Here is a 22515-nt window from a genome sequence, read left to right as displayed (position 1 = left end):
TTCGGACCGAGCCCGCGACTCCCCCGTTCCCGACCGTTAGGTTCCCTGTGTCGTTCGCCCGCAACCTCATCTCCAAGCCCCGCACCGCCCGTCGCAAGGCCGCCGTCGCCGGCGCCACCGTGCTTCTCGGAGCCACCGGCATCGGTCTGGGCGTCTCCCCGGCCATGGCGGCCCCGTCCGCAGCACCGACGTCCGCAGGCAGTGCCCAGGACACGGCGAAGCAGATGATCGGTGACGACGCGCAGTTCCAGTGCTTCAGCAACATCGTCAGCCACGAGAGCGGCTGGAACCCGTCCGCCACCAACGCCTCCTCCGGCGCCTACGGCCTGGTCCAGGCCCTGCCCGGTTCGAAGATGGCGTCCGCCGGTTCCGACTGGAAGACCAACCCCGGCACGCAGATCAAGTGGGGCATGGACTACATGAACTCCCGCTACGGCAGCCCCTGTGGCGCCTGGTCCTTCTGGCAGGCCCACAACTGGTACTGAGCCGGCCCGGTTCGAACCAGTAGTCCCGATGCCCCGACCGCCCCGCGGCCGGGGCATCGGCATGTCCGGGCAGCGGTACGCGCATCCGTACCCCCGTCCGCATGCCGGACAGGCGTACGGGGATCATGGCGGGCATGCATGCCCTGCTCTCCGCCTTCGCCCCCATCTGGGTGCTGACCGGCATCGGTTACGCGGTCGGGTGCGGCGGGCTCCTCGGGGAGCAGGCGGAGGCGGTGCTCGGCCGGTTCGTCTTCCATGTCGCCATGCCGGCCGCCCTGTTCACCATGGTGTCGGGGGCGAGTCCGGACGTCTTCGGCCATCCGTCGATGCTCGCGTTCGCGGCGAGCACGGCCGTCGCCGCCGGGTCCGGGTTCGTGCTGGTGCGGCGGGTGTTCGGCCGGGGGCGGGCGGACGCGGCGATCGGTGCCATGTCCTCGGGCCATGTGAACTCCGCCAACCTCGGTATCCCGGTGGCGGTCCAGGTGCTCGGTGACGCGTCGTTCGTCGCGCAGGTCATCCTGTTCCAGGTGCTCGTGCTGTCACCGGTGATCCTGACCCTGCTCGACTCCGGGACGCGCGGGGAGGACGGGCGGCGCCCCGGCGGCGGGTTCCGGCGGATGCTGACCATGCCCGTGCGCAACCCGATCATCCTGGCCTCGCTGCTCGGTGTGGTGGTCTCCGCGACCGGGCTGCGGCTGCCGGCCGCCCTGACGCACCCGTGCGACGTGCTGGGCGCGGCGGCGGTGCCCACGGCCCTGATCACGCTCGGCCTGTCGCTGCACCGGGGTTCGGGCGGCGGGGGCCGGACGCGCGGGGACCGGGCGGAGACCGCGGTCGTGGTCGCCGTGAAGACGCTGGGGCAGCCGCTGGCCGCGCTGCTCGTCGCGGGCCCGTTGCTGCACCTCCCGGCCCACCAGCTCCTCGCGGTGGTGCTGTGCGCGGCGCTGCCGACGGCGCAGAACTCGTTCATCTACGCCCGCGAGTACGGCCTGGACACCGGTCTCGCCCGGAACGCCATCGTGGCCTCGACCCTGGTGTCGATGGTCACGCTTTCCGTGGCGACGTGGGCGCTGGGGCCCTGAGCCGTTCGAGTGGCGGGGCGCCGGGGGCGGACGGATGCTGGACGGGCGACGATCCACCGGCCGAAGGGGTGCGGGGGCGCTTTCACGTATCTGCGCACCCCTTCGGCGTACGCCTAGGGCTTGCCGGCCACCGTCTCGCTGTCCGCCTCCGGGGCGGCGGCGGGAGCGGGCACCCGGGCGGTCCTGCCCTCCGGTGCCTCGGGCGGCACCCGCAGCCGGCGCGGTCCGGCGAGCGCGTACGCGATGAGGAAGCCGAGCGCGACGACCGCAGCGCCGCCCGCCGCGTCCAGTACCCAGTGGTTGGCCGTCGCGACGATCGCGGAGACCGTGAGCAGCGGATGCAGCACCCCGAGCGCCTTCATCCACGCCTTCGGGGCGAGCAGCACGATGACCACCCCGCACCACAGGGACCAGCCGAAGTGCAGCGAGGGCATCGCCGCGTACTGGTTGGTGACCGCCGTCAGCGCCCCGTAGTCCGGCTCGGTGAAGTCCTGCACCCCGTGCACGGTGTCGATGAAGCCGAGCCCGGGCATCAGCCGCGGCGGGGCCAGCGGGTAGAGCCAGAAGCCGACGAGGGCCAGGAGCGTGGCGAAGCCGAGGGTGGAGCGCGCCCAGCGGTAGTCGGCGGGGCGGCGTACGTACAGCACGGCGAGGATCGCCAGCGGGACGACGAAGTGGAACGTCGAGTAGTAGTAGTCGAAGAAGTCCCGCAGCCGGCCGACACCCGCGACCGCGTGGTTGATCCGGTGCTCGACGTCGATGTGCAGCCACTGTTCGGCCGAGTGGACCTGCCGCCCGTGCCGTTCGGCGGTGGCCCGCCCGGCGGTGGCGGCCAGTCTGACGTGGGCGTACGCGGAGTAGACGACCCGGATCAGCAGGAGTTCGAGGAGCAGGTTGGGCCGGTTGAGCACCCGCCGCCAGAACGGCAGCAGCGGCACCCGGCTCCAGCGGGCCGGCACGGGCCGCGCGTACGCGGTGGGCATGGGCCGCTGCCAGTACGGCGAGGTCCGCGGCAGGAACGGGGCGGCGCAGGCGGCCCCGAGCGCGGCGATCAGCATCACGTTGTCGCGTACCGGGAACACCGCGCCGATGTTCGGCAGCAGCACCGTGCCCGGCAGGGTGGTGACCAGCACCACGAGGAGCGGCCACACCAGCCGGTCCGAGGCGCTCCGGCCCACCCTGCCGACCACGGCCAGCAGCACCCACAGCAACTGGTGCTGCCAGGCGGTCGGCGACACGGCGACGGCGACGCAGCCGGTCACGGACACGGCGAGCAGCAGCTGTCCGTCGCGGGCGTAGCGCACGGCGCGGCGCAGGCCGATCACGCAGACGGCGGCGGCCAGCGCGAGGAACAGCGCGATCTCCAGCGGCCCGGCGAGGCCGAGGCGCAGCAGCGCGCCGTGCAGCGACTGGTTGGCGAGGCTGTCCGCCTGGTCGCCGAGGCCGGCCCCGGCGACGTGGTGCACCCAGTAGGTCCACGAGTCGTGCGGCATCGCGGCCCACGCCAGGGCGGTGCTCGCGGCGAACGCGGCGGCGGCGGCGAGCGCGCAGCGGCGTCTGCCGGTGAGCCACAGCAGGAGGGCGAAGAGCAGCACGGTCGGCTGGAGGGCCGCGGCCACCCCGATGAGAACCCCGGCCTTGCGTTCCCCCCGGACGGCGAAGAGGCCGACGAGGACCAGGAGGACGGGCAGGATGCTGACCTGGCCGAGGTGGAACGCGTTGCGCACCGGCAGCGACAGCATCAGCAGGCTGATCGCGACGGGCGCGGCGAGCAGGGCGGTGCGCCGGCCGACCGGGCCGGGCAGGGCGCGGGCCGCGACCACCCCGAGGGCGGCGACGAGCAGGAGCGAGCCGAAGGTCCAGGCGACGCCGAGGCTCTGTTCGGCGGTACGGGTGAGCGGCTTGAGTACGAGCCCGGCGAAGGGGGTGCCGGTGAAGCGGTCGGTGTCGTACAGCGAGCCGTTCACGTGGAGCACGCCGTTCTCGCCGATCCAGGTCTCCAGATCGGTGAGCCGTTCGCCCGGCGGCTGCCGCAGCACCACCGCCATCTGCCGGACGGCCAGCGCGGCTACGACCAGCCAGAGCACCGCCCGTGCCGCTCCCGTCCTCGTTCCCGTCGTCGCGCTTCCGCTCCCACCGTGCTCCGCGTTCGCCACGCTGCGCCGACCCTCCCAAGGTCTGTCGCCGGCCAATTGCCCGGCATGTGTGAAACCTTCGCATTGCGTCATGAGGTAGACCCAATCAACCCGCTTTACGCCTGACTGTCACCCCGCTTTACCCGAAAGTCCGCCCGGCCGGGCGGACCGCGCCGGCCGGAACCGCCGGGGGCCCGCGCACGTCTGAGCCCGTGATCGGTAACGACGGGGAGGACGGAAGATGCGCCGCGGGGGCAGAGAACGAGGAGCGAGGAGCTGGGCGGTCCGTGCGCTCTCCCTGGCCCTGATGCTGGTGTCGTTGCAGCTGGGGTCGCTGATCGCACCGGCGTACGCCTGCGGCTGCGGGGCGATGGTGGTGAACCGGGACAGCCGGGTCGAGGTCTCCCGGGAGACGTCGGCGGTCGGCTGGGACGGCAGCACCGAGCAGATAGTGATGCAGCTGAGCGTCCGGGGGAACGCGCCCGACGCGGCCTGGATCATGCCGGTCCCGCACCGCGCCACGGTCGAGTTGGGGGACGCGGCGCTGTTCACGGAGCTCAGGGCGATCACCGCGCCGGTGCACGAGGACCGTCATTACTTCTGGCCCCGCGACGAGGACTGGCCGTTCCGCGGCTCCGACGACCGCGCCGGCGACCGGGCCGCCGCCCCCGGGGCCGCCGCGCCGGTCGACGTGGTCGGCCGCGAGCGGCTCGGGCCGTTCGACGTGGCACGGCTGACGGCGACCGACCCGGAGGCGCTGGAGGGCTGGCTGGAGGAGAACGGCTTCGAACTGCCGGACCGCCTGGCGACGGCCCTGCGCCCGTACGTCGAGCAGAAGTGGGAGTACGTGGCGGTGCGCCTCGCACCGGAGGAGCGGGGAGCCCTGCTCAGCGGGACGCTCGAACCGCTGCGGCTGCGGTTCGCCAGCGACCGGCTGGTCTATCCGATGCGCCTGTCCGAGCTGGCCGCGACCCCGCAGACCCTCGACCTGTACGTGCTGGCCGGCCACCGCATGGAACCGCGCGGCGCGATCGGCGGGCGGCCGCCGAAGGTCGCGTACGCGGGCCGGGTGGACCCCGCGAAGGAGCCGTACGAGGCGCTGGCGGCGGTCACGGGCGACAAGCCGGTCTTCGTGACGGCGATCGACCAGTACTTCCCGTCGCCGGAGCGGATCGACGGCGACCACGAACTGCGGGCGGCCGCCGAGGACACCCCGTACCGGACCGTGGTCTACCGGGACACGCTGCTGACCTGGGGCGGCATGCCGGTCTGGCTGCTGGTGCCGTTCGGCGGCGCGGTCGCGGTGGTCGTGGCCCTGCTGCTGGTGGCGCGCGCCCGGCGGCGGCGCCCGGTCGTACCCCCGCCGCCGGTGTTCACACCGCCGCCGCTGCGCTAGCCGCTCGGATGTACGTACGGAGGGTGAGGCGCGGGACCGAGCTGGACCCCAGGGCCCCAGACCCCCGCGCCCACCCCCTCGAAATCACTTGGCCCGTACATGCGTGCGGCAGCGAGAATGGCCGCATGACCTGGACCGTGGCACCCGAACCCTTCGACTCCCCGGAAGCGGCCCTGCTCCGGCGGGACTACTACGACGAGGTGGCCAGCCGTTACTGGGGCCGCCCGGCGACGGCCGAGGAGATCCGGGACGGGCTCACCGACGACGGCGCCGAGCGGCTCACGGCCCCGACCGGTGACTTCGTCGTCGGCCGTCACGGCGGCCGGGCGGCGGCCTGCGCGGGCCTGGTCCTCGTGGACGCGGAGACGGCCGAGCTGACCCGGGTCTTCGTCCGCCCGGAGTTCCGGGGCACGGGAGGCGGCGGGCTGCTGCTCACCGCGCTGGCGGACCGGGCCCGGGCCCTCGGGCTGTCCCGGCTGCGGCTCGACACCCGCAACGACCTGGTCGAGGCGCGCGGCCTGTACGCGAAGCACGGTTTCCGGGAGGTCCCGGCGTTCAACAGCGGGCCCTACAGGGAACGCTGGTTCGCCAAGGAACTGGCCCAGGCGGCGCAGGGCACCAGCGCCGGGCTTCCCCCGGGCGAACCGGCTCCGCCACGGCGTCTCGGCCTGACGCTCGGCACCGTCCGTCCCCTTTGATGTCCTGGCCTAGGCGAGAGTGAGAAGCGGACCGAGTTGGGCCGCCCACTCCGGATACAGGGCGGCCTTCTTCTCGTGCAGCGCCATGATTTCGTCGGCCAGCGCAGGGTCCATGTCGTCGGAGACGTCGGGGCCGACGGCGATCCTGGCCAGATGCGGAAAGATCTCGGGGTCTCCAGCGAGGTGGACCGGGTCGTGCATGTACCGCTCCAGGGCCGCCAGGTCCTGGATACCCACGCAGTAGGCGTGGGTGAAGCCGCCGGCGGGGTCGGCCAGGCTCTGCCCGACCGTTGCGAAGGAGACCGACTCGATGGATGCCGTGCGCCGCATCAGTGTGAGCACACGGGCCTTCTCCTCTTCGGTCGTCCCTTCCTTGAACGCGAATCGCAGCATGTGGACGATCATGGTTCACACTCCCCTATTTGAACCAGCCGGTTCAGAAAAACTTCCTGATGAGTTGTTATCTAGAATGAACGCATGAGTTCAGCAGCGTCAAGCAGGCCCAAGTCCGTTCCGCGCGGCCGCGTCGACAAGCGGAAGGCGATCCTGGACGCTGCGTTCACCGTCTTCGCGCGGCGTGGATACGCGCAGGCATGCGTTCAGGAGATCGCGGAGGAGGCAGGGGTCGCCAAGCCGACCGTCTACAGCCACCTCTCCGACAAGGAGACCCTCTTCCGTCACGCTGTCGAGGCGGCACTCGACGCCCTCCTGGAGGAGAAGCTCACGGTGATCGGGCGCCTGCGCGCCCGGGCGCCGGACGAGGATCCGCATGCGGCACTGACGGACCTGGCTCACGGGCTGGCGCGCATCTGCTGCGGCGAACCCGCTCGCGCGCTGCGACGGTTGACCTACGCACAGGCGGCGCAGTTCCCCGACCTGGCCGAGACCACGCAGGAGCGCACCGTGCACCGGCCCCGCGCGGCACTGGCCGACCGGCTGGCCCGCCTCTCCCTGGCCGGCGCCCTACGCCCGTGCGACCCGGAGCAGGCCGCTGAGCACTTCTTCGCCCTGCTGACCGGCCCTTTGGAGTCCCGCTCCCTGCTGGGCACCCGCCGCGTACCGGCCGCCGAGCTGCGCGGCACGGCGGAAGCGGCCGTGGACACCTTCCTGCGCGCGTACGCGGGCGACCGGCAACTGTCGCAGACCACCGCTGAGGGCGATCGGCCGGACGGCTCCTAGGACCTGTCCGGGTGCCCCGCCGCATGGTCGCGCTTCGGCTCCGGGCTGTGCGGGCGCTCCTTGCTGGACCCGCTGGTCTCCCGCGTCAGCTCGGAGACCAGCGCGACCAGGTCGGTCGGCCGGTCGGGCCCCCACCAGTCGCCCAGCAGCTCGGCCAGGGAGTCCTCTCGGGCCTGGGCGAGCTTCACCACCGCCTCCGCGCCCGGTTCGGTGAGCACCATCTGCACCCCGACGCGCCGGACGAGCCCACGCCCCTCCAGCTGCCGCGCCGCGTCGTTGATCACCCGCAGCGGTACGGGGGCCACCTCGGCGAGCCGGGCGGGCTCCACGGTGCCATGGCGCCTGATCCGCAGCAGCATCCAGCTGGCGGCGGGCAGCAGGTCGAAGCCCGCCTTCTCGGTGATCTTGATGTAGACCTCGCGGCGGCCCTCCCGGGTGGCCAGCACGGACAGGGCCCGCGCGCACTCGTCGTACGAGGACCGCTCGACCGGGTTGGGTGCCAGGGTCTCGCTCGTATCGGGGGCCGTCACGGATCCGCGCAGCTTGTCCTCCTTGAGCAGCCAGGCGAAGAGGAAGGCCACCAGGACGACGGGGGCCGCGTACAGGAAGACGTCGGTGATCGACGTCGAGTACGCCTGGAGCACCGGCCCGCGCAGGGAGGCCGGCAGCTGTCCGATGGCGCGCGGGTCGGCGGCCAGGCTCTTCGCGTCGACCCCGGGCGGCAGCGAACGGCCGGCGAGCGCGGCGCCGAGTTTGTCGGTGAGCCGGTTGGTGAAGATGGTGCCGAAGATCGCCACACCGAACGAGGCCCCGATGGACCGGAAGAACGTCGCGCCTGAGGTCGCCACGCCGAGGTCCTGGTACGAGACGGCGTTCTGCACGACCAGGACGAGGACCTGCATCACCAGGCCGAGCCCCGCGCCGAACACGAAGAAGTAGGCGCTCATCTCCCAGGTGCTGCTGGAGACGGTCAGCCGGTGCAGGAGCAGCAGGCCGATCGCGGTGATGCCGGTGCCGGCGATCGGGAAGACCTTCCAGCGGCCCGTCCGGCTGACGATCTGCCCGGACGCGGTCGAGGTGATGAGCAGCCCGAACACCATGGGCAGCATGTGGACGCCGGACATCGTCGGCGTGATGCCGTGCACCACCTGGAGGAAGGTCGGCAGATAGGTCATCGCGCCGAACATCGCGAAGCCGATGACGAAGCTGATCACGGCGACGAGGCTGAAGGTCCTGATCCGGAACAGCTTCAGCGGCAGCACGGGCTCGGTGGCGCGCCGCTCCACGAACACGAACGCGATCAGGAGCAGCACGGCCAGCACCGCGAGGCCGATGATCTTCCAGGAGCCCCAGGCCCAGGTGGTGCCGCCGAGCGAGGCGACGAGGACCAGGCAGGTGGCGACGGAGGCGATGAGGAAGGTGCCCAGGTAGTCGATGGTGTGCTTCGTCCGGCGGACCGGGATGTGCAGCACGGCGGCGATCACGACGAGGGCGACGACCCCGATGGGGAGGTTGATGTAGAAGACCCAGCGCCAGGAGAGGTGCTGGGTGAAGAAGCCGCCGAGCAGTGGTCCGAGGACGCTCGTCGCGCCGAACACGGCCCCGAAGAGGCCCTGGTACTTGCCGCGTTCGCGCGGCGGGACGATGTCGCCGACGATCGCCATCGACAGGACCATGAGGCCGCCGCCGCCGAGGCCCTGGAGGGCGCGGAAGCCGATCAGCTGGGGCATGTTCTGGGCGATGCCGCAGAGCGCGGAGCCGATCAGGAAGATGACGATCGCGGTCTGGAACAGCTTCTTGCGCCCGTACTGGTCGCCGAGCTTCCCCCAGAGCGGGGTCGCGGCGGTCGAGGCCAGCAGATAGGCCGTGACGACCCAGGAGAGGTGTTCGAGCCCGCCGAGGTCGCTGACGATGGTGGGCAGCGCGGTGGAGACGATGGTCTGGTCGAGTGCGGCGAGGAGCATGCCGAGAAGCAGTGCGCCGATCGCCACCAGGACCGACCGCGTGGAGCGGTCACCGCCGGGGGCCTGGGCCGTGGGGCTCAGCTGCTGGGCCATGAAACATCTCCTCGGATCCGCTACACCCCCATCCTGTCCGCTATCCCCCGTTATGGCCTGCCGGGGGGCCGGGTGATTGGGCTTCTCGGCGGCGGCCTGCATAATCGCAGGCAGTTCAAGGGGAGGGGACCCACGATGGCCGGACATATATGCCCGGAGTGCGGTACGGAGAGCAGACCGGGCACGGTTCCGGGCTGCGCCTGCGCGAGCCGCGCGGCATACGGAGCCACTGGCGCGCCGGGTCACGCCACCGGCCCGGCACGGGCCGCCGAGCAGCAGCGCATCGCCGACGAGCACCACGCCGGCCGGTCCGCGGAGATGGCCGCCGCTGAGGACTTCGACCCCCTGCGCATCCGCCCGTACGTGACCCTGGGCGGCGACGCCGCGACTGCGGCGCCCCCGGCTCCCCCGCCGGGCGCCCCGCAGGTCTACGGCCCCGAGGGCGACGCCGCGACCACGATGCCGCTGTTCCTGGACCCGGCGGGCCCTCCTCCGGCGGACGCGGGCACCCCGGCGGACACCGCGCTCCTGCTCGGCGGGCCCGACCCGGTGGCGCCGCGCCGCCGCAAGCCCTTCGCCGCCGTGATCGCGGGGGCGGCCGTGGTCACCGTGGTGGGCACGGCGGCCTTCATCGGCGGACTGTTCAACGGGGACGGCAACGGCGAGGCCGATCTGGACCAGGCCCTGCCGTCGACGGTGGCCAGCCTCCCGGACGAGAGCGAGCCCTCGCCGTCCACGACGCCCACCGCCTCCGCGCCGCCCTCCCGCTCGCCCGCCCCCTCCTCGTCCGCGTCCGCCTCGGCCTCGCCGTCCACGTCCGTGTCGCCCTCCGCCTCCGCCTCCCGCTCCGCCACGGCCTCCTCGTCGGCGTCGGCCCCGGGCGCCTCCTCGTCCCCGTCGGCCACGGCGGAGACCAGCGGCCCGGTGGAGGGCCTGGCCCCGCCGGTGGCGACACCGGACGAAGCCGGAACCCTGCGACGCGGCGACCACGGCCCGGAGGTGGCGGAACTCCAGAACCGGCTCCGCGAGGTCTGGGTCTACAACGGCCCGGTCGACTCGGACTACGGCTCCCGGACGGAGCAGGCGGTGAGCGACTTCCAGGTCTGGTACAGCATCGACGGCGACCCGGAGGGCGTCTACGGCCCGAAGACCCGGAGCGCCCTGGAGGCGAGGACGACGGGCCGAGGCCGCCGCTGACAGCCGCGGCGGGCCCAGCCCCCACGTGCACCGCCCGCCCCGCAGACGCAGCGGACACCACCGACAGCCCGAGGGCACCGGCGGACACCGCCGCCTGCCCTGCAAGCGCGGCCCCCGCGGGCGCAGACCCCGCGGACACCACCGCCCGCCCCGCGGACGCGGCCGACCCGGCCCCGCAGCCCCGCAGCCCCGCAGCCCCGCAGCCCCGCAGCCTGCGGGCCGCAGGCCGCAAGGCCGCAAGGCCGCAGCAGAGCCTCCCCGGGCCGGGGAGCACGACCGCAGCCTCACCCGAAGGCCCCGGTCCGGGGACGCCACGTCCCCGGACCGGGGCCTTCACGCACCCCACCCCGGAGGGGATTCGCATTCGCGACCCCGTTTTTGTATCGTGGAGGAACAAAGTGGCCTCCGCGCGCACACCCTGACCGGCGGGCGGGGGCCGCTTGTTCTCCCGCGCCGCCCACCCCCGCGGCGTTCGCTTCCCCCCGCTCTGGAGCCCGCCCATGCCGGCCACCGCCCTCACCGCCAAAGCACTGCTGCTCGACATGGACGGCACCCTGGTGAACTCCGATGCCGTCGTGGAGCGCTGCTGGCGGCGCTGGGCGCTGCGGCACGGCCTGGACCCGGAAGAGGCGCTGAAGGTGGTCCACGGCCGCCAGGGCTACGCCACGATGGCGGTCCTGCTGCCGGACCGCCCGATGGAACAGAACCACGCCGATAACCGGGTGATGCTCGCCGAGGAGACCGCCGACACCGAGGGCGTCGTCCCGGTCGGCGGCGCACCGGCCTTCATGGACGCCATCGCCGCCCTTCCGCACGCCCTCGTCACCTCGGCCGACCTCGCACTGGCCACGGCCCGGATGAACGCGGCCTCGCTGCGGATGCCGGACCTCCGCATCACCGCCGAGAGCGTCGGCGCCAGCAAGCCGGACCCGGAGGGCTTCCTCAAGGGCGCGGCCGCACTGGGCTTCGAGCCGGCGGACTGCGTGGTCTTCGAGGACTCCGAGGCGGGCATCGCGGCGGGCCGGGCGGCCGGCATGCGCGTCGTGGGCGTGGGACCCCGCGCGGGTGCCCACGCGCCGGACGCCCACGTGGCCGACCTGACGCAGCTGCGCGTCGAGGCCGCGGCGGACGGTGGGTTCACCCTGCACTTCGACGCGCGGTAACCTCGCGCGGGAACACCCCGCGCCCGGCCACAGAGGCGCACCGGGGCCGCTGATCCCCCGTCAAACACCAGCACCACGAACCCCAGTACGGCCCTCGCCCACCCCGGGCGGGGGCCGTTCGCATGCGCGTCCGCGCAGGTCGCGGGCGTCGGCGCCGTGCCGGGCCGGCTCAACGCGCCCGCGCGCACAGGCCCGTACGCCCCCCGCACCGCGAACCCCTTTGTCAGATCCCTTGATGTGACGTGCCCATGTCGCCACTCTGTTACCTGGCGCCCACCCCACGGAAACCCGGCGCCGCCACGATGGCCCGAGCCGTTCATGACGGCCCGTCCATGTCCCCCCACATCAAGGGAGTTCGCATGTCAGGTGTCTACGCGCGTCGCATAGCCGTCCTCACCGCATCCGCCACCCTCGCCGTCACCACCGGCCTGCTCAACGCCCCCGGCACACAGGCGGCCATGCCCACTCCGGTCTCCGCCTCGACGGCCCGCACGTACCTGAGCGAGCTGACCGTGAAGGCGGAGGGCTCGTCCAGCGGCTACAGCAGGGACAAGTTCCCGCACTGGATCACCCAGTCCGGCGCCTGCAACACCCGCGAGGTCGTCCTGAAGCGGGACGGCACCAACGTCTCGCAGGACTCCAGCTGCGCGGCGACCGGCGGAAGTTGGTACTCGGAGTACGACGGCGCCACCTGGACCGCCGCGTCCGATCTGGACATCGACCACATGGTCCCGCTCGCCGAGGCCTGGCGCTCGGGCGCCTCCAGCTGGACCACCGCCCAACGGCAGGCGTACGCGAACGACCTGACCCGGCCGCAGCTGATCGCGGTCACGGACAACGTCAACCAGGCCAAGGGCGACAAGGACCCGGCGTCCTGGATGCCGCCGCGCGCCGCGTACAAGTGCACCTACGTGCGGGCCTGGATCCACGTGAAGCACTACTACAAGCTCACCGTCGACTCGGCCGAGAAGTCGGCCCTGCAGTCCGCCCTCAGCGGCTGCTGAACCGAGGGACGCCCCGGCGCCCTCAACCCCGGTGGCCCCACCGGCCGATGCCCGCACGACGGGCCGGCCGGCGGGGCCACCGACGTGTTTTCGGCCTACTACGGCTGTTCATGACAAGAGAGCAGGCGCCTTACCCCCGAAGCGCGAGCCGGCAGTCCGCCAACGGGGCGCGAGGGGCACGCAACTCCAGCGGGACTCCAGTGAAACCGGGGGCGCCCGTGGTCGGAGCATCGAGCGACCGGACTCCGCCCTCATGGCCGGAAAACTGCGCTCTCATTGGTTCAGGCCAAGTGCGGGAGCAAGGCTGCCCAGTTCGAGGCGGTATTGGCGCGTCGACCGGCCCACATCACCCCGTCGCATTTCAGCCACTCGACAGAACGTTGAACTTGCAAGTATTGGTGAGGTTTACCTAATCTATGGCGCCCAGTCGGTTCACGTCCCCACCAGACCGAAGGAGCCCCTCCCCCATGACCCCACATCTGCACCGGGCCCAGCCCTATGTCCTCGCGCTGTTCCGCATCGTCGTCGGCCTGCTCTTCGCGTGCCACGGAGCCGCCTCGGTCTTCGGGATACTCGGCGGCGCCCGGGACGGCGGCTCCATACCTGCCGGCACCTGGCCCGGCTGGTACGCCGCGGTCATCCAGCTCATCGGCGGCATCCTCGTGGCCCTCGGCCTGGGCACCCGTGTCGCCGCCCTGATCTCGTCCGGCTCCATGGCCTACGCCTACTTCACGGTCCACCAGTCCCACGCGCTCCTCCCCCTCCAGAACGGCGGCGAACCGTCCGCCGTCTTCTGCTGGGTCTTCCTGCTGATCGTCTTCACCGGCCCGGGCGCCCTCGCCCTGGACGGCCTGCTCACCGCCCGCACCCCGGACCGCCAGGACCGGGACCGCACGGCGGAACGGAACTCCCCGGTCTCCGTCTGACCCGCTCTCCCCGACTCCCCCCGGGCCCGCCGACCGACCGGGCCCCGCACACAACCCCTCGCGTACCGCCGGGAAACCGCTCCCCGGCGGTACGCGCTCCACCGGGCCTCGACCGGGGTGCCCAACATCACGCATATATATGGATCACCGGGTGAACGACAGGCGTACGCTGTACAGCTGAACCTGCCGCTCCTGCCGCTCCCCTGCGACATCGCGGCGTTGTCACGACCGGGGAGTAGAAGGTGCTGGAGAGTGTGGGTGCGCTGATCGGCAGCCCATGGATCTATGTCGTGGTCGCGCTCTCCGTGCTGCTGGACGTCTTCCTTCCCGTGCTGCCCAGCGGTGTGCTGGTGATCACCGCCGCCACGGCCGCCGCCGCGGGCACCACCGGTGTGGCCGCCGACGCGGCGGGTGCCGCCCGCCACGTCACCGAGGTCCCCTCGCTGCTGGCCCTCCTGCTGTGCGCCGCCACCGCGTCGGTGCTCGGCGACCTCGCCGCGTACCGGCTGGCCCGGATCGGCGGCGAGCGGCTGGACCGCGCCATCGCCCGCTCCCGCCGCCTCACCTCCGCGCAGGAACGTCTGGGCGCGGCCCTGAGCCGGGGCGGCGGCGTCCTCGTCGTCATCGCGCGCTTCGCCCCCGCCGGGCGCTCGGTCGTCTCGCTGGGCGCGGGGGCCTCGCACCGCAAGGTGAAGGAATTCCTGCCGTGGTCCGCCGTCGCGGGCCTGGCCTGGGCCGGCTACAGCGTGGGCCTCGGCTACTTCGGCGCGCAGTGGCTGGGCGCGGGCTGGCTGGGCACGGCCGTCTCGGTCCTCGCCCTGTTCGTCGCGGGCTCCTTCGCCGCACTACTCATGCGGCGCCCCGCCGAGGCGGCCCGCGCCGCCTCGGCCGCCTGATCCGGTCCCACGAAGCCGGTCCTGGGAAGCCGGTTACAGGAAGCCGGCCCTAGGAAGCCCTGGCGCCACCCCGTATCTCCAGGCCGTCCAGCAGCCGGGCGGTCGCCTCGGCGACCTCGTCGACGGCGCGGTCGAAGACTTCCCTGTTGTGCGCGGCCGGCGCACGGAAGCCCGACACCTTGCGGACGAACTGGAGGGCGGCGGCGCGGATGTCCTCCTCGGTGGCCTCTTCGGGGAGGGCGGGCGGTCGGAGCGTCTTGATACTGCGGCACATGCTCCCAGTGTGACCCGTACCACTGACAACTGCGCCCAGGCGGTCAGGCGACCGGCTTCAGGCGACTGGCATCAGACGACCGGCTTCAGGCGTCCGGTGCACAGGGCCCAGATCACGAAGGTGTCGATGGCGAGCGAGACCACGGCCCAGACCGGCTGGTAGGGCAGCCACATGAAGTTGGCGATCATGTTGAGCGCCGCGAGCCCCACACCGGCCCCGCGCGCCCAGCCGAAGCCCCGCAGGATGCCCCACCCGACGATGGCGACGACGATGCCGAGGACCAGGTGAATCCATCCCCAGGTCGTCACGTTGAACTTGAAGACGTAGTTGTTGATCCGCGCGTAGACGTCGTCCGACGCGATCCCGGCGATGCCCTTGATCGCCCCGAGCACACCGTCGACCATCAGCAGGACACCGGCGAACATGATCCCGCCGGTGGCCCAGGGGTTGTCGTCATCCCGGCCGGGGCCCATGGGCGAGGAAGGGGTGCCCGGCGGGGGCGCTGTCTGTGCCATGAGGACTCCTGGGCCGGTGGAACGTGCGGCTCAGACCGACCTTGCGCCGCCTCGCCCGGCACGGCTAGGCGGAAGCGCCCGTACGGGTGACGCCCTCGGGCCGTCCCTCCTGCGGCTCCGGCCCCGCGTCCCGGCGCGGCCGGCCGGACGCCCCGAGCACCACGAAGACCGTGGCCACGAGGAGCACCGCCGCCACGACCCGCAGCCCGTCGGACATCGCTGGGGCGAACGCGGCGGCGTGCCCGGGACCCACGTGGTCCGCGCCGGTCCCGGAGGCCAGCACGGTGCCGACAACGGCGACTCCAAGAGCCGCCCCGATCTCGCGCGCCGCCGTGTTGAGCCCGGAGCCGAGCCCGCTGCGGTGCGCGGGCAGCCCGGCGACGACGGCCACGGTCAGGGCCGGCGCGCACAGCCCCGTACCGGCGGAGATGACCAGGAGGTACACGGCGTACAGGGCGTACGGGGTGCCGCCGTCGGCGGTGGAGACGAGGAGCAGGCCCAGGCCGATGAGCGCGAGTCCGCCGCCCGCCACCGGGCGGATGCCGTACCGGTCCTGCCAGCGCGCCCCGATCTTCGGCATGACGGCCATCCCGACGGTCAGCGGCACGATCGCCACCCCGGCGAGGCCGACCGGGAAGCCCTTTACGTACTGGAGGTACTGGGAGTTGACGTAGAACAGCGCGAAGAGCCCGAAGAAGGCCGTGGCGATGCCCAGCGTCCCGGCGCGCACCACCGGCGAGGCGAAGATCCGCGGGTCGAGCAGCGGCCTGGCGGCGCGCAGCCCGTGGACGGTGAAGACGGTGAGCAGTACGGCTCCGAGGCCGAAGGCGGTCAGCACCCGCGCCGATCCCCAGCCGTGCGGCGGGCCCTCGATGATCCCGTACACCAGGGCGGTGAGGGCGGCCACGAGCAGCAGCGAGCCGAGCGGGTCGGGCGCGGAGTCCGTCCGTTCCGGGCTGCGGGGCGAGAGGCGGGCGACGGCGAGGGCGAGCAGCGCGGCGAGCGGGACCATGGCCCAGAACAGGGTGCGCCAGCTGCCGAACTGTCCGGCCAGGCCGCCGCCGACGTTGCCCGCGAGGCCGCCGAGGCCGGCGGCGAGCGTCCAGCTCGCCAGCGCCTGGGAGCGGCGGGCGGGCGGGGTGAGGGTGACCAGGAGCGACATGGTCGCGGGCATGATGAGCGCGGCGCCGGCGCCGCACACCCCGCGCCCGGCGATGAGCACGGCGGGGGCGGTGGCGACCGCGCTGACGGCGGCGCCGGTGGCGAAGAGGCCGAGGCCGGCGAGCAGGGCGCCCTTGCGTCCGAAGCGGTCGCCGAGCGCGCCCGCCGGGATCAGCAGGCCGGCGAAGACGATGACGTACGCGTCGACCGCCCACAGCAGTTCGCTGGACGAGGGGTGCAGGGTCGAGGCGGCGAGCTGCGGGATGAGCAGGTTGACGGCGGCGACCATGCCCTGCGCGACGAGCACACAGGCGCAGAGCACGAACAGCGCCGCACGGGAGAGGCCGGGGGCCTTCTGGGCATACGGGGACAACGCTCCTCCTGGGGAGCCGTGGTGGTGGGGTGTGCTGTCCACCGTAGAGTTGGCGCGACTTGCTTTCCAATGCATCTTTGACAAGGGATGTATGCGTGTGACGCAATCCGGCCTTGACCTCAATCTTCTGGTCGCCCTGGACGTCCTGATCGAGGAATCCAGCGTCTCGGGCGCCGCCGCCCGGCTGCACCTGTCCGAGCCGGCGATGAGCCGCACCCTGGGCCGCATCCGCAAGGCGCTGGGCGATCCGGTGCTGGTGCGGGCCGGGCGCACGATGGTGCCCACCCCGCACGCCCTGGCCGTCCACGGTGAGGTGCGGGCGGTCGTGGAGCGGGCGCGTGGGGTGTTCCTGTCGGGCGGCAAGGTCGATCTGCGCGCCCTGTCGCGGACCTTCACGGTGCTGGCCCAGGACACCCTGGCGGCGATCTCCGGCCCGGCTCTGTTCGCCCGGATCGCCCGCGAGGCGCCGGGCGTGCGGCTCCGCTTCCTGATGGAGAGCCATGTCGACGGCCCGTTCCTGCGCGAGGGCGCCGCCGATCTGGAGGTGGGGGTGATCGACACGCGTTCCCCGGAGGTGCGCCGCGAACACCTCTACGACGACCGGATGGTGGGGGTCGTGCGCCCGGGCCACCCGCTCCTGGAGGGGGAGATCACTCCGGCCCGGTTCGCCGCCGCCGACCATGTGACGGTCTCGCGGCGCGGCCGGACCGAGGGCCCGGTTGACACCGCCCTCGCGGAACTCGGCCTGAGCCGAAGGGTGGTGGGCAGCGTGGGCACGCTTCCCTCGTCCCTCTTCCTCCTGCTCGGCAGCGACCTGGTCGGCCTGGCCTCGCTGCGCACCCGCCCCCTGACCGAGCCACTGGGCCTGCGGACGTTCCGCATCCCCTTCCCGCTGCCGCCGCTCTCCTTCGGCATGGCGTGGCACCCGCGCCACGACGCGGACCCGGCGCACGCCTGGCTACGGGGCTGCTTCCGGCAACTGGCCCGCGAGGAGGCCCCGGACGAGAACGGAGAAAATTCGGTGTCCCCCGCCCCGCCCGCCGGTTAACCTCCCCCCGACAGACGGCCCTGAGGAGGGGAAGATGCCCGGTAGCCCGAGCGCGCGCTGACGTATCAGGTCGACCGACCCGTCATCGCGTGCTGCCTCCGACTGCGGCACAGCGAGCCTTTCCCGCCCGACCGCCGACGCGCGCCCCGCGTCCGGTGGCGGCGGAGCGTTGTCCTCCGCAGACCGAGGGGCCCCCGTGCATCCCGAATCCCGTACCTCCTCACCCGCCCTCCGGCGGGACGCCGACTTCCTGCGCCTGTGGGCCGGGCAGACCGCCTCCCAGTTCGGCGAGCAGGCCCTGCTGGTCGTCCTGCCGCTGGTCGCCGTCGTCTCGCTGCACGCCGACGGGGGCTCGCTCGGCCTGCTGCGCGCGGTGGAGCAGGCGCCGATCCTGCTGCTGTCGCTGTTCGCGGGCGCGTGGGCCGACCGCCGCCGCACCCGTACGGTGATGGTGGCGGCGGACCTCGGCCGTGCGCTCGCCCTGGCGGCGGTCCCCCTGGCCCTCCTCTTCGGGGTGCTCGGACTGCCGGTCCTGCTCGTGGTCGCCGCGCTGCTCGGCGTCGGCAGCGTGTTCTTCGACGTGGCGTACCAGGCGTCGCTGGTCCGGCTGGTGGACCGCGAGTCGCTGATGCGGGGCAACAGCGCGCTGGAGGGCAGCAGATCGGCGGCGCGGATCGGCGGTCCGGCGCTCGGCGGGGCGCTGATGTCGGTGTTCTCACCGCTGCTCGCGGTCGTCACCGGTGCGTGCTTCTTCGTGCTGTCGGCCGTGTCGATCGGCCGCGTCCGCCGGCGCGAACGCGTCCCCGAGCTCGCCGGGCCCCCGGCCCCGGTCCTGCGGCGGATCCACGAGGGTCTCCGCTTCGTCGCCGGGCATCCGGCGCTGCGTGCGGTGGGTATGGCCTCGGCCCTGTTCCAGTTCTCGCTGGCCGCGCTGATGACCGTCTATCTGCTCTTCCTGCCCCGCGAACTCCACCTGTCCGGCGCCGAGGTGGGGCTCGCGCTGGCGGCGACGGGCCCGGGGGCGGTGCTGGGGTCGCTGCTGGCGGCGCGGCTGCCGGAGCGGCTGGGGTACGGCGTCGTCCTGGTGGGCTCGGCGGTCCTGGCGGACGGCGCGATGCTCGGCGTACCGGCGCTGCACGGCCCGGGACCACTGGTGCTGCCCGCGCTGATGGCCGTCAACTTCGTCTTCGGTACGTTCGGCCAGCTGGTGAACGTCACGGTGATGTCCGTACGGCAGGCGGTCACCCCGGTCTCCATCCAGGCCCGGGTGGTGGCGACGATCAACTTCGCGGGGATGGGCCTCACCCCGTTCGGCTCGCTCCTCGGCGGCTTCCTGGCGGGTGCGTGGGGCCTTCGCCCGAGCCTGCTGGCCACGGCGGTCGCACTCGCCCTCTCCCCGCTGTTCATGGCGCTCTCCCCCTTGTCCCGCCTGGGGAAACGCCTCCCCCTCGCAGGTCAGGCAGGCCCGTCATATGCCGGTGAGTGACCCATTCCTGGCGTACGATACGGGCATGAGCGAGCGCGCGATGCAGGAACCGACCCTCCTCCTCCTGACCGCCCTGGCGGACGAGCCCCGGCACGGCTACGCCATCGCGCGCGAGGTCGAGACGATCTCCGGCGGCCGGGTCAGGATGCGTACCGGCACCCTGTACGGGGCGCTGGAGCGGCTCCTGAACGAGGGCCTGATCGAGGTCCACGCGGAGGAGGTCGTGGACAGCAGGCTGCGCCGCACGTACACGCTCACCGCGACCGGCCGGGAGGTGCTGGCCGCCGAGGCCCTCCGGATCGCGGCCACCGCCCGCGAGGCCACCCGGCGCCTCGGCGTCGGCGAGAAGCCGGCCACCGCATGAGCACCTCGCTGCTGCGGCTGTACCCGACCGGCTACCGCCGTGCGTTCGGGGACGACATCGCCGAGGCGTACCGCGAGGCGACCGAGGACGCCGGCCGGATCGCCCGGTTCCGGGAAGCGGGCGACATCGTGGCGCACGCGCTGCGGATGCGTCTGCGCCTGGGGTCCGCGCAGCGCCCCGGCCGCCTGTTCGCGGCCGCCGCGCCCTTCGCGTCGGCCGCGAACGCCGCGTACGCCGCCTTCGGCCTCGTCTCGATGCTCGCCGACTGGAGGCTGAGCGGGGACCCGGACTTCCTGGTCCCGTTCAGCTTCGTCATGATCGGCTGCGACCTGGTGACGCTGGCCGGGGCGGTCCTGGCGCTGAGCGGGAGCTTTGCGGCGGGGGCGCGGTGGGCGTTCGCGGGCGCGCTGACCCAGGCGCTCTCGCTCGTCCTAGTCCCCCTGTCGGCCGGGGTACTGCTGCCGGCGGCCGCCGCCCCGTACCTCCTGGCCCCGGTGCTGGTGGCCGCCCTCCCCCTGGCCTGCCCGCCGGACCTGCGCCCGCCCGCCAGGACCCCGGGCGCCGCGGCCCGGGTCGCGCTGCTGCTGTGGACCGGGCTCGCGGTGGCCGCCCTGACCCTGGCGGACGCGGAGAGCCATCTCGCGGTCGTGCTGTGGCGGTTGGGTGTCCCGATGGCCGCCGCGCTGCTCCTGGTGGGCCGCCCGGCGCTGTCCCGGCTGCGCACCCCGGGGCGGTTCGCGCTGGCCGGGGCACCGTTCGTCGCGATGGGGTACAGCGCCGGGGTGGTGGACCGGGACACCGCGGTCCCGGCCCTGGCGGTGCTGGCGGCGGCCGGGGTGGCGCTGCGGTTGTGGCGGCTGCGGAGCAGGTCGAGCACCGGCTGAGCGGCCGGGGGCGGGCCTCAGGTGGTGACGCGTATCTTCGACTGCCCGTGGCCCCGCTTCTCCCAGTCCTCCATGAACCGCGCCCGCAGCCCGTGCTTCGCGGCGAGGTCGATCAGGGTCTCGGTCCGGTAGTAGAAGTCCTCGCGCAGCACCTGGTGTTCGGTGCCGGTGGTGCGGTCGAAGGTGAAGTCGAAGTGGCCGCCGGGCGCCAGGATGCGCCCCACATGGGCGAGGCACTCGTCGATGATCTCCAGCGGCGAGTGCGAGAACACGCTGTGCGCGTGGACGACGTCGAAGTACGCGTCCGGCAGGAAGTCCAGCGTCAGGTCCTTGGTGATGGTCAGGTGCGGCACCTTGGCCTGGAGCCCCTGCGTGGTCAGGGTCTGCTTGGCGGCCATCAGGATGTCGGGCGAGATGTCGATCCCGTAGTAGTGCCCGGCCTCCAGGTAGTCGATGAACCGCCAGCCGGCGCGCAGATTGCCGCATCCGATGTCGAGCATCCGGGCCCCGGGGGCGAGTCCGTGCTCGACGAGGTAGTCGAACTGCATCTGCCCCAGCGCCAGCCACCGCTCGTGCGTCTGACTGCCCACGGCGGCCTCGGGGTTGCGCCGGGTGTCCGAGGCCATCACGGCCCGGTAGTAGTTCACGTGGTCCGGGTGCTTGAAGGCCAGCCACCGGTCCCGGGCCGCCCTCTTCAGATAGGGCGCGATGCGGCCCGGACGGCGCGCGGCGTAACGGACCTTGTGGGCGAGGGACTCACGGTTGGCGACGAGGTTCTTCTTGGAGGCCATGACTGCTCCACCTTCTCCACTGCGGGGCGGCATCCCGGAAAACCCGCAGCGTGAGGCGGGCCCGGGGGCGTAACGCCGCAATCATAGGTCGGTTACCGACATATACAAACCACCGGCCTATGCGCGCGCCTCCTCCAGACCGCCTTCCCGGTCCTCCTCCCGCCCTCAGACCCTCTTGATCCGGTACACATCGCGTACGCAGGCGTTGGCGACCCCGGCGACGAGGACGACGGCGGAGCACACCAGCAGGATGCGGGCGCTGCTCCAGTACGCGGAAGTGGCGGCGACCAGGAGGTAGCCGACAGGGATGGCGATCTGCTCCCCGAACGAGTTGAGGGAGCTCAGCCGCCCCAACTCGTCGTCGGGCACCTGCTGTTGCAGCACTGTGGACCAGGCGACGATGGCCACGTCCATCCCCACCCCGGCGACGGCGGTCGCCAACAGCACCCAGGGCAGCGACAGCCCGAGCCCCAGCGCGGCCAGCGGCAGCATGAGCCCCGAACTGGTCACGACGCAGACCAGCATCAGGCGCTGCGGCTTCCACAGCAGGCAGACGAACGTCCCGCCCAGCAGCCCGGCCGCGAACGCCCCCTGCACCAGCCCCCAGGAACCGGCGCCCGCATAACTGCGGGCCGCCACGATCGGCCCGAGCAGCTGGTACCCCGCCAGCCAGGCGGCCACGACCGCCGTACCGGACAGCGTGTAACTCCACAACCAGACACGCGACTTGAACCCGGCCCACCCCTGCCGCAGATCGGCCACCAGGCCACCGGAGCCCCCCGGGGACACCGCGCCCGGCAGCCGCAGCGCGGACAGCAGCAGCGCGGCGACGACGAAGGTGAGGGCGTCCCACCCGAGCGCCCAGGCGGGCCCGGTCAGCGCGACGACGAACCCGCCGATGACGGGCCCGACGACCTTGACGGCGTTCCTCGGCACCCGGACGAGCGCGTTCGCCTGCTGAAGCTGCTCCGGCGGCACGAGCCGGGACGCCACGCCCTGGGCCGCCGGCGCGGTGAACGCGGATGACACCCCCGACACGCAGGCGCACACACTGATCGCGGCGGTGGTCGCCGCCCCGGTCGCGACGAGCACGGCGACGGCCCCCTGCGCCGCCCCGGCCCCGAGGTTCCCGAGGAAGAGGATCCGGCTGCGGGACATCCGGTCCGCCAGCACCCCGCCGATGAGGAGGAAGACCACGGTCGGCACGGTGTTGGCCGTGAGCACGATCCCGAGCGACCCCGCTCCCCCGCCCTGCCCGATCACGGCGAACGCCAGCGCCACGGGAGCCATCGCGGACCCGGCCGCGGAGATCAGATGGGCGAGCAGGAACCGCCGGAAGGCCGGCAGCCGCAGCGGAGAAGGCGGCTCCTTCTCCTGGTCGCGGACATCCATCAACTCCGT

At 72.9% G+C, this 22515-nt stretch carries 21 protein-coding genes and 1 pseudogene; 14 read left to right on the top strand and 8 right to left on the bottom strand.

All coding sequences use genetic code 11. From position 1 onward, the window contains the following. Positions 1-47 precede the first annotated feature (47 nt). Positions 48-485 (top strand): aggregation-promoting factor C-terminal-like domain-containing protein, encoded by a 438-nt coding sequence (locus BLW14_RS22550; RefSeq protein WP_018518429.1) that lies wholly within the window; start codon positions 48-50, stop codon positions 483-485. Positions 486-586: 101 nt separating this feature from the next. After that, a complete protein-coding gene (locus BLW14_RS22545; protein WP_256332864.1) occupies positions 587-1567 on the top strand; it encodes an AEC family transporter in 981 nt (326 codons plus the stop codon). 113 nt (positions 1568-1680) lie between these two features. On the opposite strand, the gene BLW14_RS22540 is transcribed toward BLW14_RS22545, so the two are convergent. Further along, positions 1681-3654 (bottom strand): bifunctional glycosyltransferase 87/phosphatase PAP2 family protein, encoded by a 1974-nt coding sequence (locus BLW14_RS22540; protein WP_093709003.1) that lies wholly within the window; start codon positions 3652-3654, stop codon positions 1681-1683. A 355-nt stretch (positions 3655-4009) separates the two neighbouring features. Here BLW14_RS22540 and BLW14_RS22535 point away from each other — a divergent pair, with 355 nt between their 5' ends. Further along, on the top strand, positions 4010-5098 hold the full coding sequence (locus BLW14_RS22535; RefSeq protein WP_093709002.1) for a DUF2330 domain-containing protein: 1089 nt from the start codon (positions 4010-4012) through the stop codon (positions 5096-5098). 125 nt (positions 5099-5223) lie between these two features. After that, positions 5224-5697: pseudogene (locus tag BLW14_RS22530) on the top strand (GNAT family N-acetyltransferase); the annotation flags it as partial. 108 nt (positions 5698-5805) lie between these two features. Here the strand turns inward: BLW14_RS22530 and BLW14_RS22525 are convergent. After that, positions 5806-6201 (bottom strand): Dabb family protein, encoded by a 396-nt coding sequence (locus tag BLW14_RS22525; RefSeq protein WP_093709001.1) that lies wholly within the window; start codon positions 6199-6201, stop codon positions 5806-5808. 72 nt (positions 6202-6273) lie between these two features. Between BLW14_RS22525 and BLW14_RS22520 the strand changes: the two genes are divergently transcribed. Then, positions 6274-6975, top strand: coding sequence for a TetR/AcrR family transcriptional regulator (locus BLW14_RS22520; protein ID WP_093709000.1), 702 nt, complete (start codon positions 6274-6276; stop codon positions 6973-6975). Here the strand turns inward: BLW14_RS22520 and BLW14_RS22515 are convergent. Then, complete coding sequence (locus tag BLW14_RS22515; RefSeq protein ID WP_093708999.1) at positions 6972-9032, bottom strand: MDR family MFS transporter; 2061 nt, start codon at positions 9030-9032, stop codon at positions 6972-6974. The genes BLW14_RS22520 and BLW14_RS22515 overlap by 4 nt on opposite strands. A 135-nt stretch (positions 9033-9167) precedes the next feature. Here BLW14_RS22515 and BLW14_RS22510 point away from each other — a divergent pair, with 135 nt between their 5' ends. The 5 genes from BLW14_RS22510 (at position 9168) to BLW14_RS22490 (ending at position 14218) form a co-directional block, all read left to right on the top strand. Beyond that, positions 9168-10229 (top strand): peptidoglycan-binding domain-containing protein, encoded by a 1062-nt coding sequence (locus BLW14_RS22510; RefSeq protein ID WP_093708998.1) that lies wholly within the window; start codon positions 9168-9170, stop codon positions 10227-10229. Between the two features lie 500 nt (positions 10230-10729). After that, positions 10730-11392, top strand: coding sequence for an HAD-IA family hydrolase (locus BLW14_RS22505; RefSeq protein WP_093708997.1), 663 nt, complete (start codon positions 10730-10732; stop codon positions 11390-11392). Between the two features lie 359 nt (positions 11393-11751). Continuing rightward, positions 11752-12396: an HNH endonuclease family protein gene (locus BLW14_RS22500; RefSeq protein WP_093708996.1), complete on the top strand. Its 645-nt coding sequence runs from the start codon at positions 11752-11754 to the stop codon at positions 12394-12396. Positions 12397-12863: 467 nt separating this feature from the next. Further along, positions 12864-13322, top strand: a complete 459-nt coding sequence (locus BLW14_RS22495) for a DoxX family protein (protein WP_093708995.1) — start codon at positions 12864-12866, stop codon at positions 13320-13322. Positions 13323-13564: 242 nt separating this feature from the next. Further along, positions 13565-14218 (top strand): DedA family protein, encoded by a 654-nt coding sequence (locus BLW14_RS22490; RefSeq protein ID WP_093708994.1) that lies wholly within the window; start codon positions 13565-13567, stop codon positions 14216-14218. A gap of 49 nt (positions 14219-14267) precedes the next feature. Here BLW14_RS22490 and BLW14_RS22485 read toward each other — a convergent pair whose 3' ends face one another. The 3 genes from BLW14_RS22485 to BLW14_RS22475 all read right to left on the bottom strand — a co-directional run bounded on the left by BLW14_RS22485 (position 14268) and on the right by BLW14_RS22475 (position 16541). Continuing rightward, positions 14268-14492, bottom strand: a complete 225-nt coding sequence (locus tag BLW14_RS22485; RefSeq protein WP_093708993.1) for a DUF2277 domain-containing protein — start codon at positions 14490-14492, stop codon at positions 14268-14270. 71 nt (positions 14493-14563) lie between these two features. After that, positions 14564-15007: a DUF7144 family membrane protein gene (locus BLW14_RS22480; RefSeq protein ID WP_177154063.1), complete on the bottom strand. Its 444-nt coding sequence runs from the start codon at positions 15005-15007 to the stop codon at positions 14564-14566. 64 nt (positions 15008-15071) lie between these two features. After that, a complete protein-coding gene (locus BLW14_RS22475) occupies positions 15072-16541 on the bottom strand; it encodes an MFS transporter (protein WP_093708992.1) in 1470 nt (489 codons plus the stop codon). A gap of 91 nt (positions 16542-16632) precedes the next feature. On the opposite strand from BLW14_RS22475, the gene BLW14_RS22470 reads away from it, so the two are divergent. The 4 genes from BLW14_RS22470 (at position 16633) to BLW14_RS22455 (ending at position 20323) form a co-directional block, all read left to right on the top strand. After that, complete coding sequence (locus BLW14_RS22470; RefSeq protein WP_093708991.1) at positions 16633-17589, top strand: LysR family transcriptional regulator; 957 nt, start codon at positions 16633-16635, stop codon at positions 17587-17589. A gap of 196 nt (positions 17590-17785) precedes the next feature. After that, positions 17786-19075, top strand: a complete 1290-nt coding sequence (locus tag BLW14_RS22465; RefSeq protein WP_093708990.1) for an MFS transporter — start codon at positions 17786-17788, stop codon at positions 19073-19075. Positions 19076-19100: 25 nt separating this feature from the next. After that, positions 19101-19439 (top strand): PadR family transcriptional regulator, encoded by a 339-nt coding sequence (locus tag BLW14_RS22460; RefSeq protein ID WP_093708989.1) that lies wholly within the window; start codon positions 19101-19103, stop codon positions 19437-19439. Next, complete coding sequence (locus tag BLW14_RS22455) at positions 19436-20323, top strand: hypothetical protein (RefSeq protein WP_093708988.1); 888 nt, start codon at positions 19436-19438, stop codon at positions 20321-20323. The genes BLW14_RS22460 and BLW14_RS22455 overlap by 4 nt, the downstream gene beginning before the upstream one ends. Before the next feature lie 17 nt (positions 20324-20340). On the opposite strand, the gene BLW14_RS22450 is transcribed toward BLW14_RS22455, so the two are convergent. Both BLW14_RS22450 and BLW14_RS22445 read right to left on the bottom strand, forming a co-directional pair. Further along, complete coding sequence (locus tag BLW14_RS22450) at positions 20341-21114, bottom strand: class I SAM-dependent methyltransferase (protein ID WP_093708987.1); 774 nt, start codon at positions 21112-21114, stop codon at positions 20341-20343. Between the two features lie 165 nt (positions 21115-21279). Continuing rightward, positions 21280-22506 (bottom strand): MFS transporter, encoded by a 1227-nt coding sequence (locus tag BLW14_RS22445; protein WP_256333019.1) that lies wholly within the window; start codon positions 22504-22506, stop codon positions 21280-21282. Between the last annotated feature and the right edge of the window lie 9 nt (positions 22507-22515).

Source organism: Streptomyces sp. 2131.1 (assembly GCF_900105515.1).
Lineage (GTDB): Bacteria > Actinomycetota > Actinomycetes > Streptomycetales > Streptomycetaceae > Streptomyces > Streptomyces drozdowiczii.
The sequence above is the reverse complement of the archived record's forward strand: the minus strand, read 5'-3'. Positions and strand labels throughout refer to the sequence as shown.

Bases quoted from the DNA above. Each gene is read 5' to 3' on its own strand.
- BLW14_RS22545 (WP_256332864.1), top strand. From the start codon at position 587: ATGCCGGACAGGCGTACGGGGATCATGGCGGGCATGCATGCCCTGCTC.
- BLW14_RS22535 (WP_093709002.1), top strand. From the start codon at position 4,010: ATGCTGGTGTCGTTGCAGCTGGGGTCGCTGATCGCACCGGCGTACGCC.
- BLW14_RS22525 (WP_093709001.1), bottom strand. From the start codon at position 6,201: ATGATCGTCCACATGCTGCGATTCGCGTTCAAGGAAGGGACGACCGAA.
- BLW14_RS22520 (WP_093709000.1), top strand. From the start codon at position 6,274: ATGAGTTCAGCAGCGTCAAGCAGGCCCAAGTCCGTTCCGCGCGGCCGC.
- BLW14_RS22515 (WP_093708999.1), bottom strand. From the start codon at position 9,032: ATGGCCCAGCAGCTGAGCCCCACGGCCCAGGCCCCCGGCGGTGACCGC.
- BLW14_RS22510 (WP_093708998.1), top strand. From the start codon at position 9,168: ATGGCCGGACATATATGCCCGGAGTGCGGTACGGAGAGCAGACCGGGC.
- BLW14_RS22505 (WP_093708997.1), top strand. From the start codon at position 10,730: ATGCCGGCCACCGCCCTCACCGCCAAAGCACTGCTGCTCGACATGGAC.
- BLW14_RS22500 (WP_093708996.1), top strand. From the start codon at position 11,752: ATGTCAGGTGTCTACGCGCGTCGCATAGCCGTCCTCACCGCATCCGCC.
- BLW14_RS22495 (WP_093708995.1), top strand. From the start codon at position 12,864: ATGACCCCACATCTGCACCGGGCCCAGCCCTATGTCCTCGCGCTGTTC.
- BLW14_RS22485 (WP_093708993.1), bottom strand. From the start codon at position 14,492: ATGTGCCGCAGTATCAAGACGCTCCGACCGCCCGCCCTCCCCGAAGAG.
- BLW14_RS22480 (WP_177154063.1), bottom strand. From the start codon at position 15,007: ATGGCACAGACAGCGCCCCCGCCGGGCACCCCTTCCTCGCCCATGGGC.
- BLW14_RS22470 (WP_093708991.1), top strand. From the start codon at position 16,633: ATGCGTGTGACGCAATCCGGCCTTGACCTCAATCTTCTGGTCGCCCTG.
- BLW14_RS22460 (WP_093708989.1), top strand. From the start codon at position 19,101: ATGAGCGAGCGCGCGATGCAGGAACCGACCCTCCTCCTCCTGACCGCC.
- BLW14_RS22455 (WP_093708988.1), top strand. From the start codon at position 19,436: ATGAGCACCTCGCTGCTGCGGCTGTACCCGACCGGCTACCGCCGTGCG.
- BLW14_RS22450 (WP_093708987.1), bottom strand. From the start codon at position 21,114: ATGGCCTCCAAGAAGAACCTCGTCGCCAACCGTGAGTCCCTCGCCCAC.
- BLW14_RS22445 (WP_256333019.1), bottom strand. From the start codon at position 22,506: ATGGATGTCCGCGACCAGGAGAAGGAGCCGCCTTCTCCGCTGCGGCTG.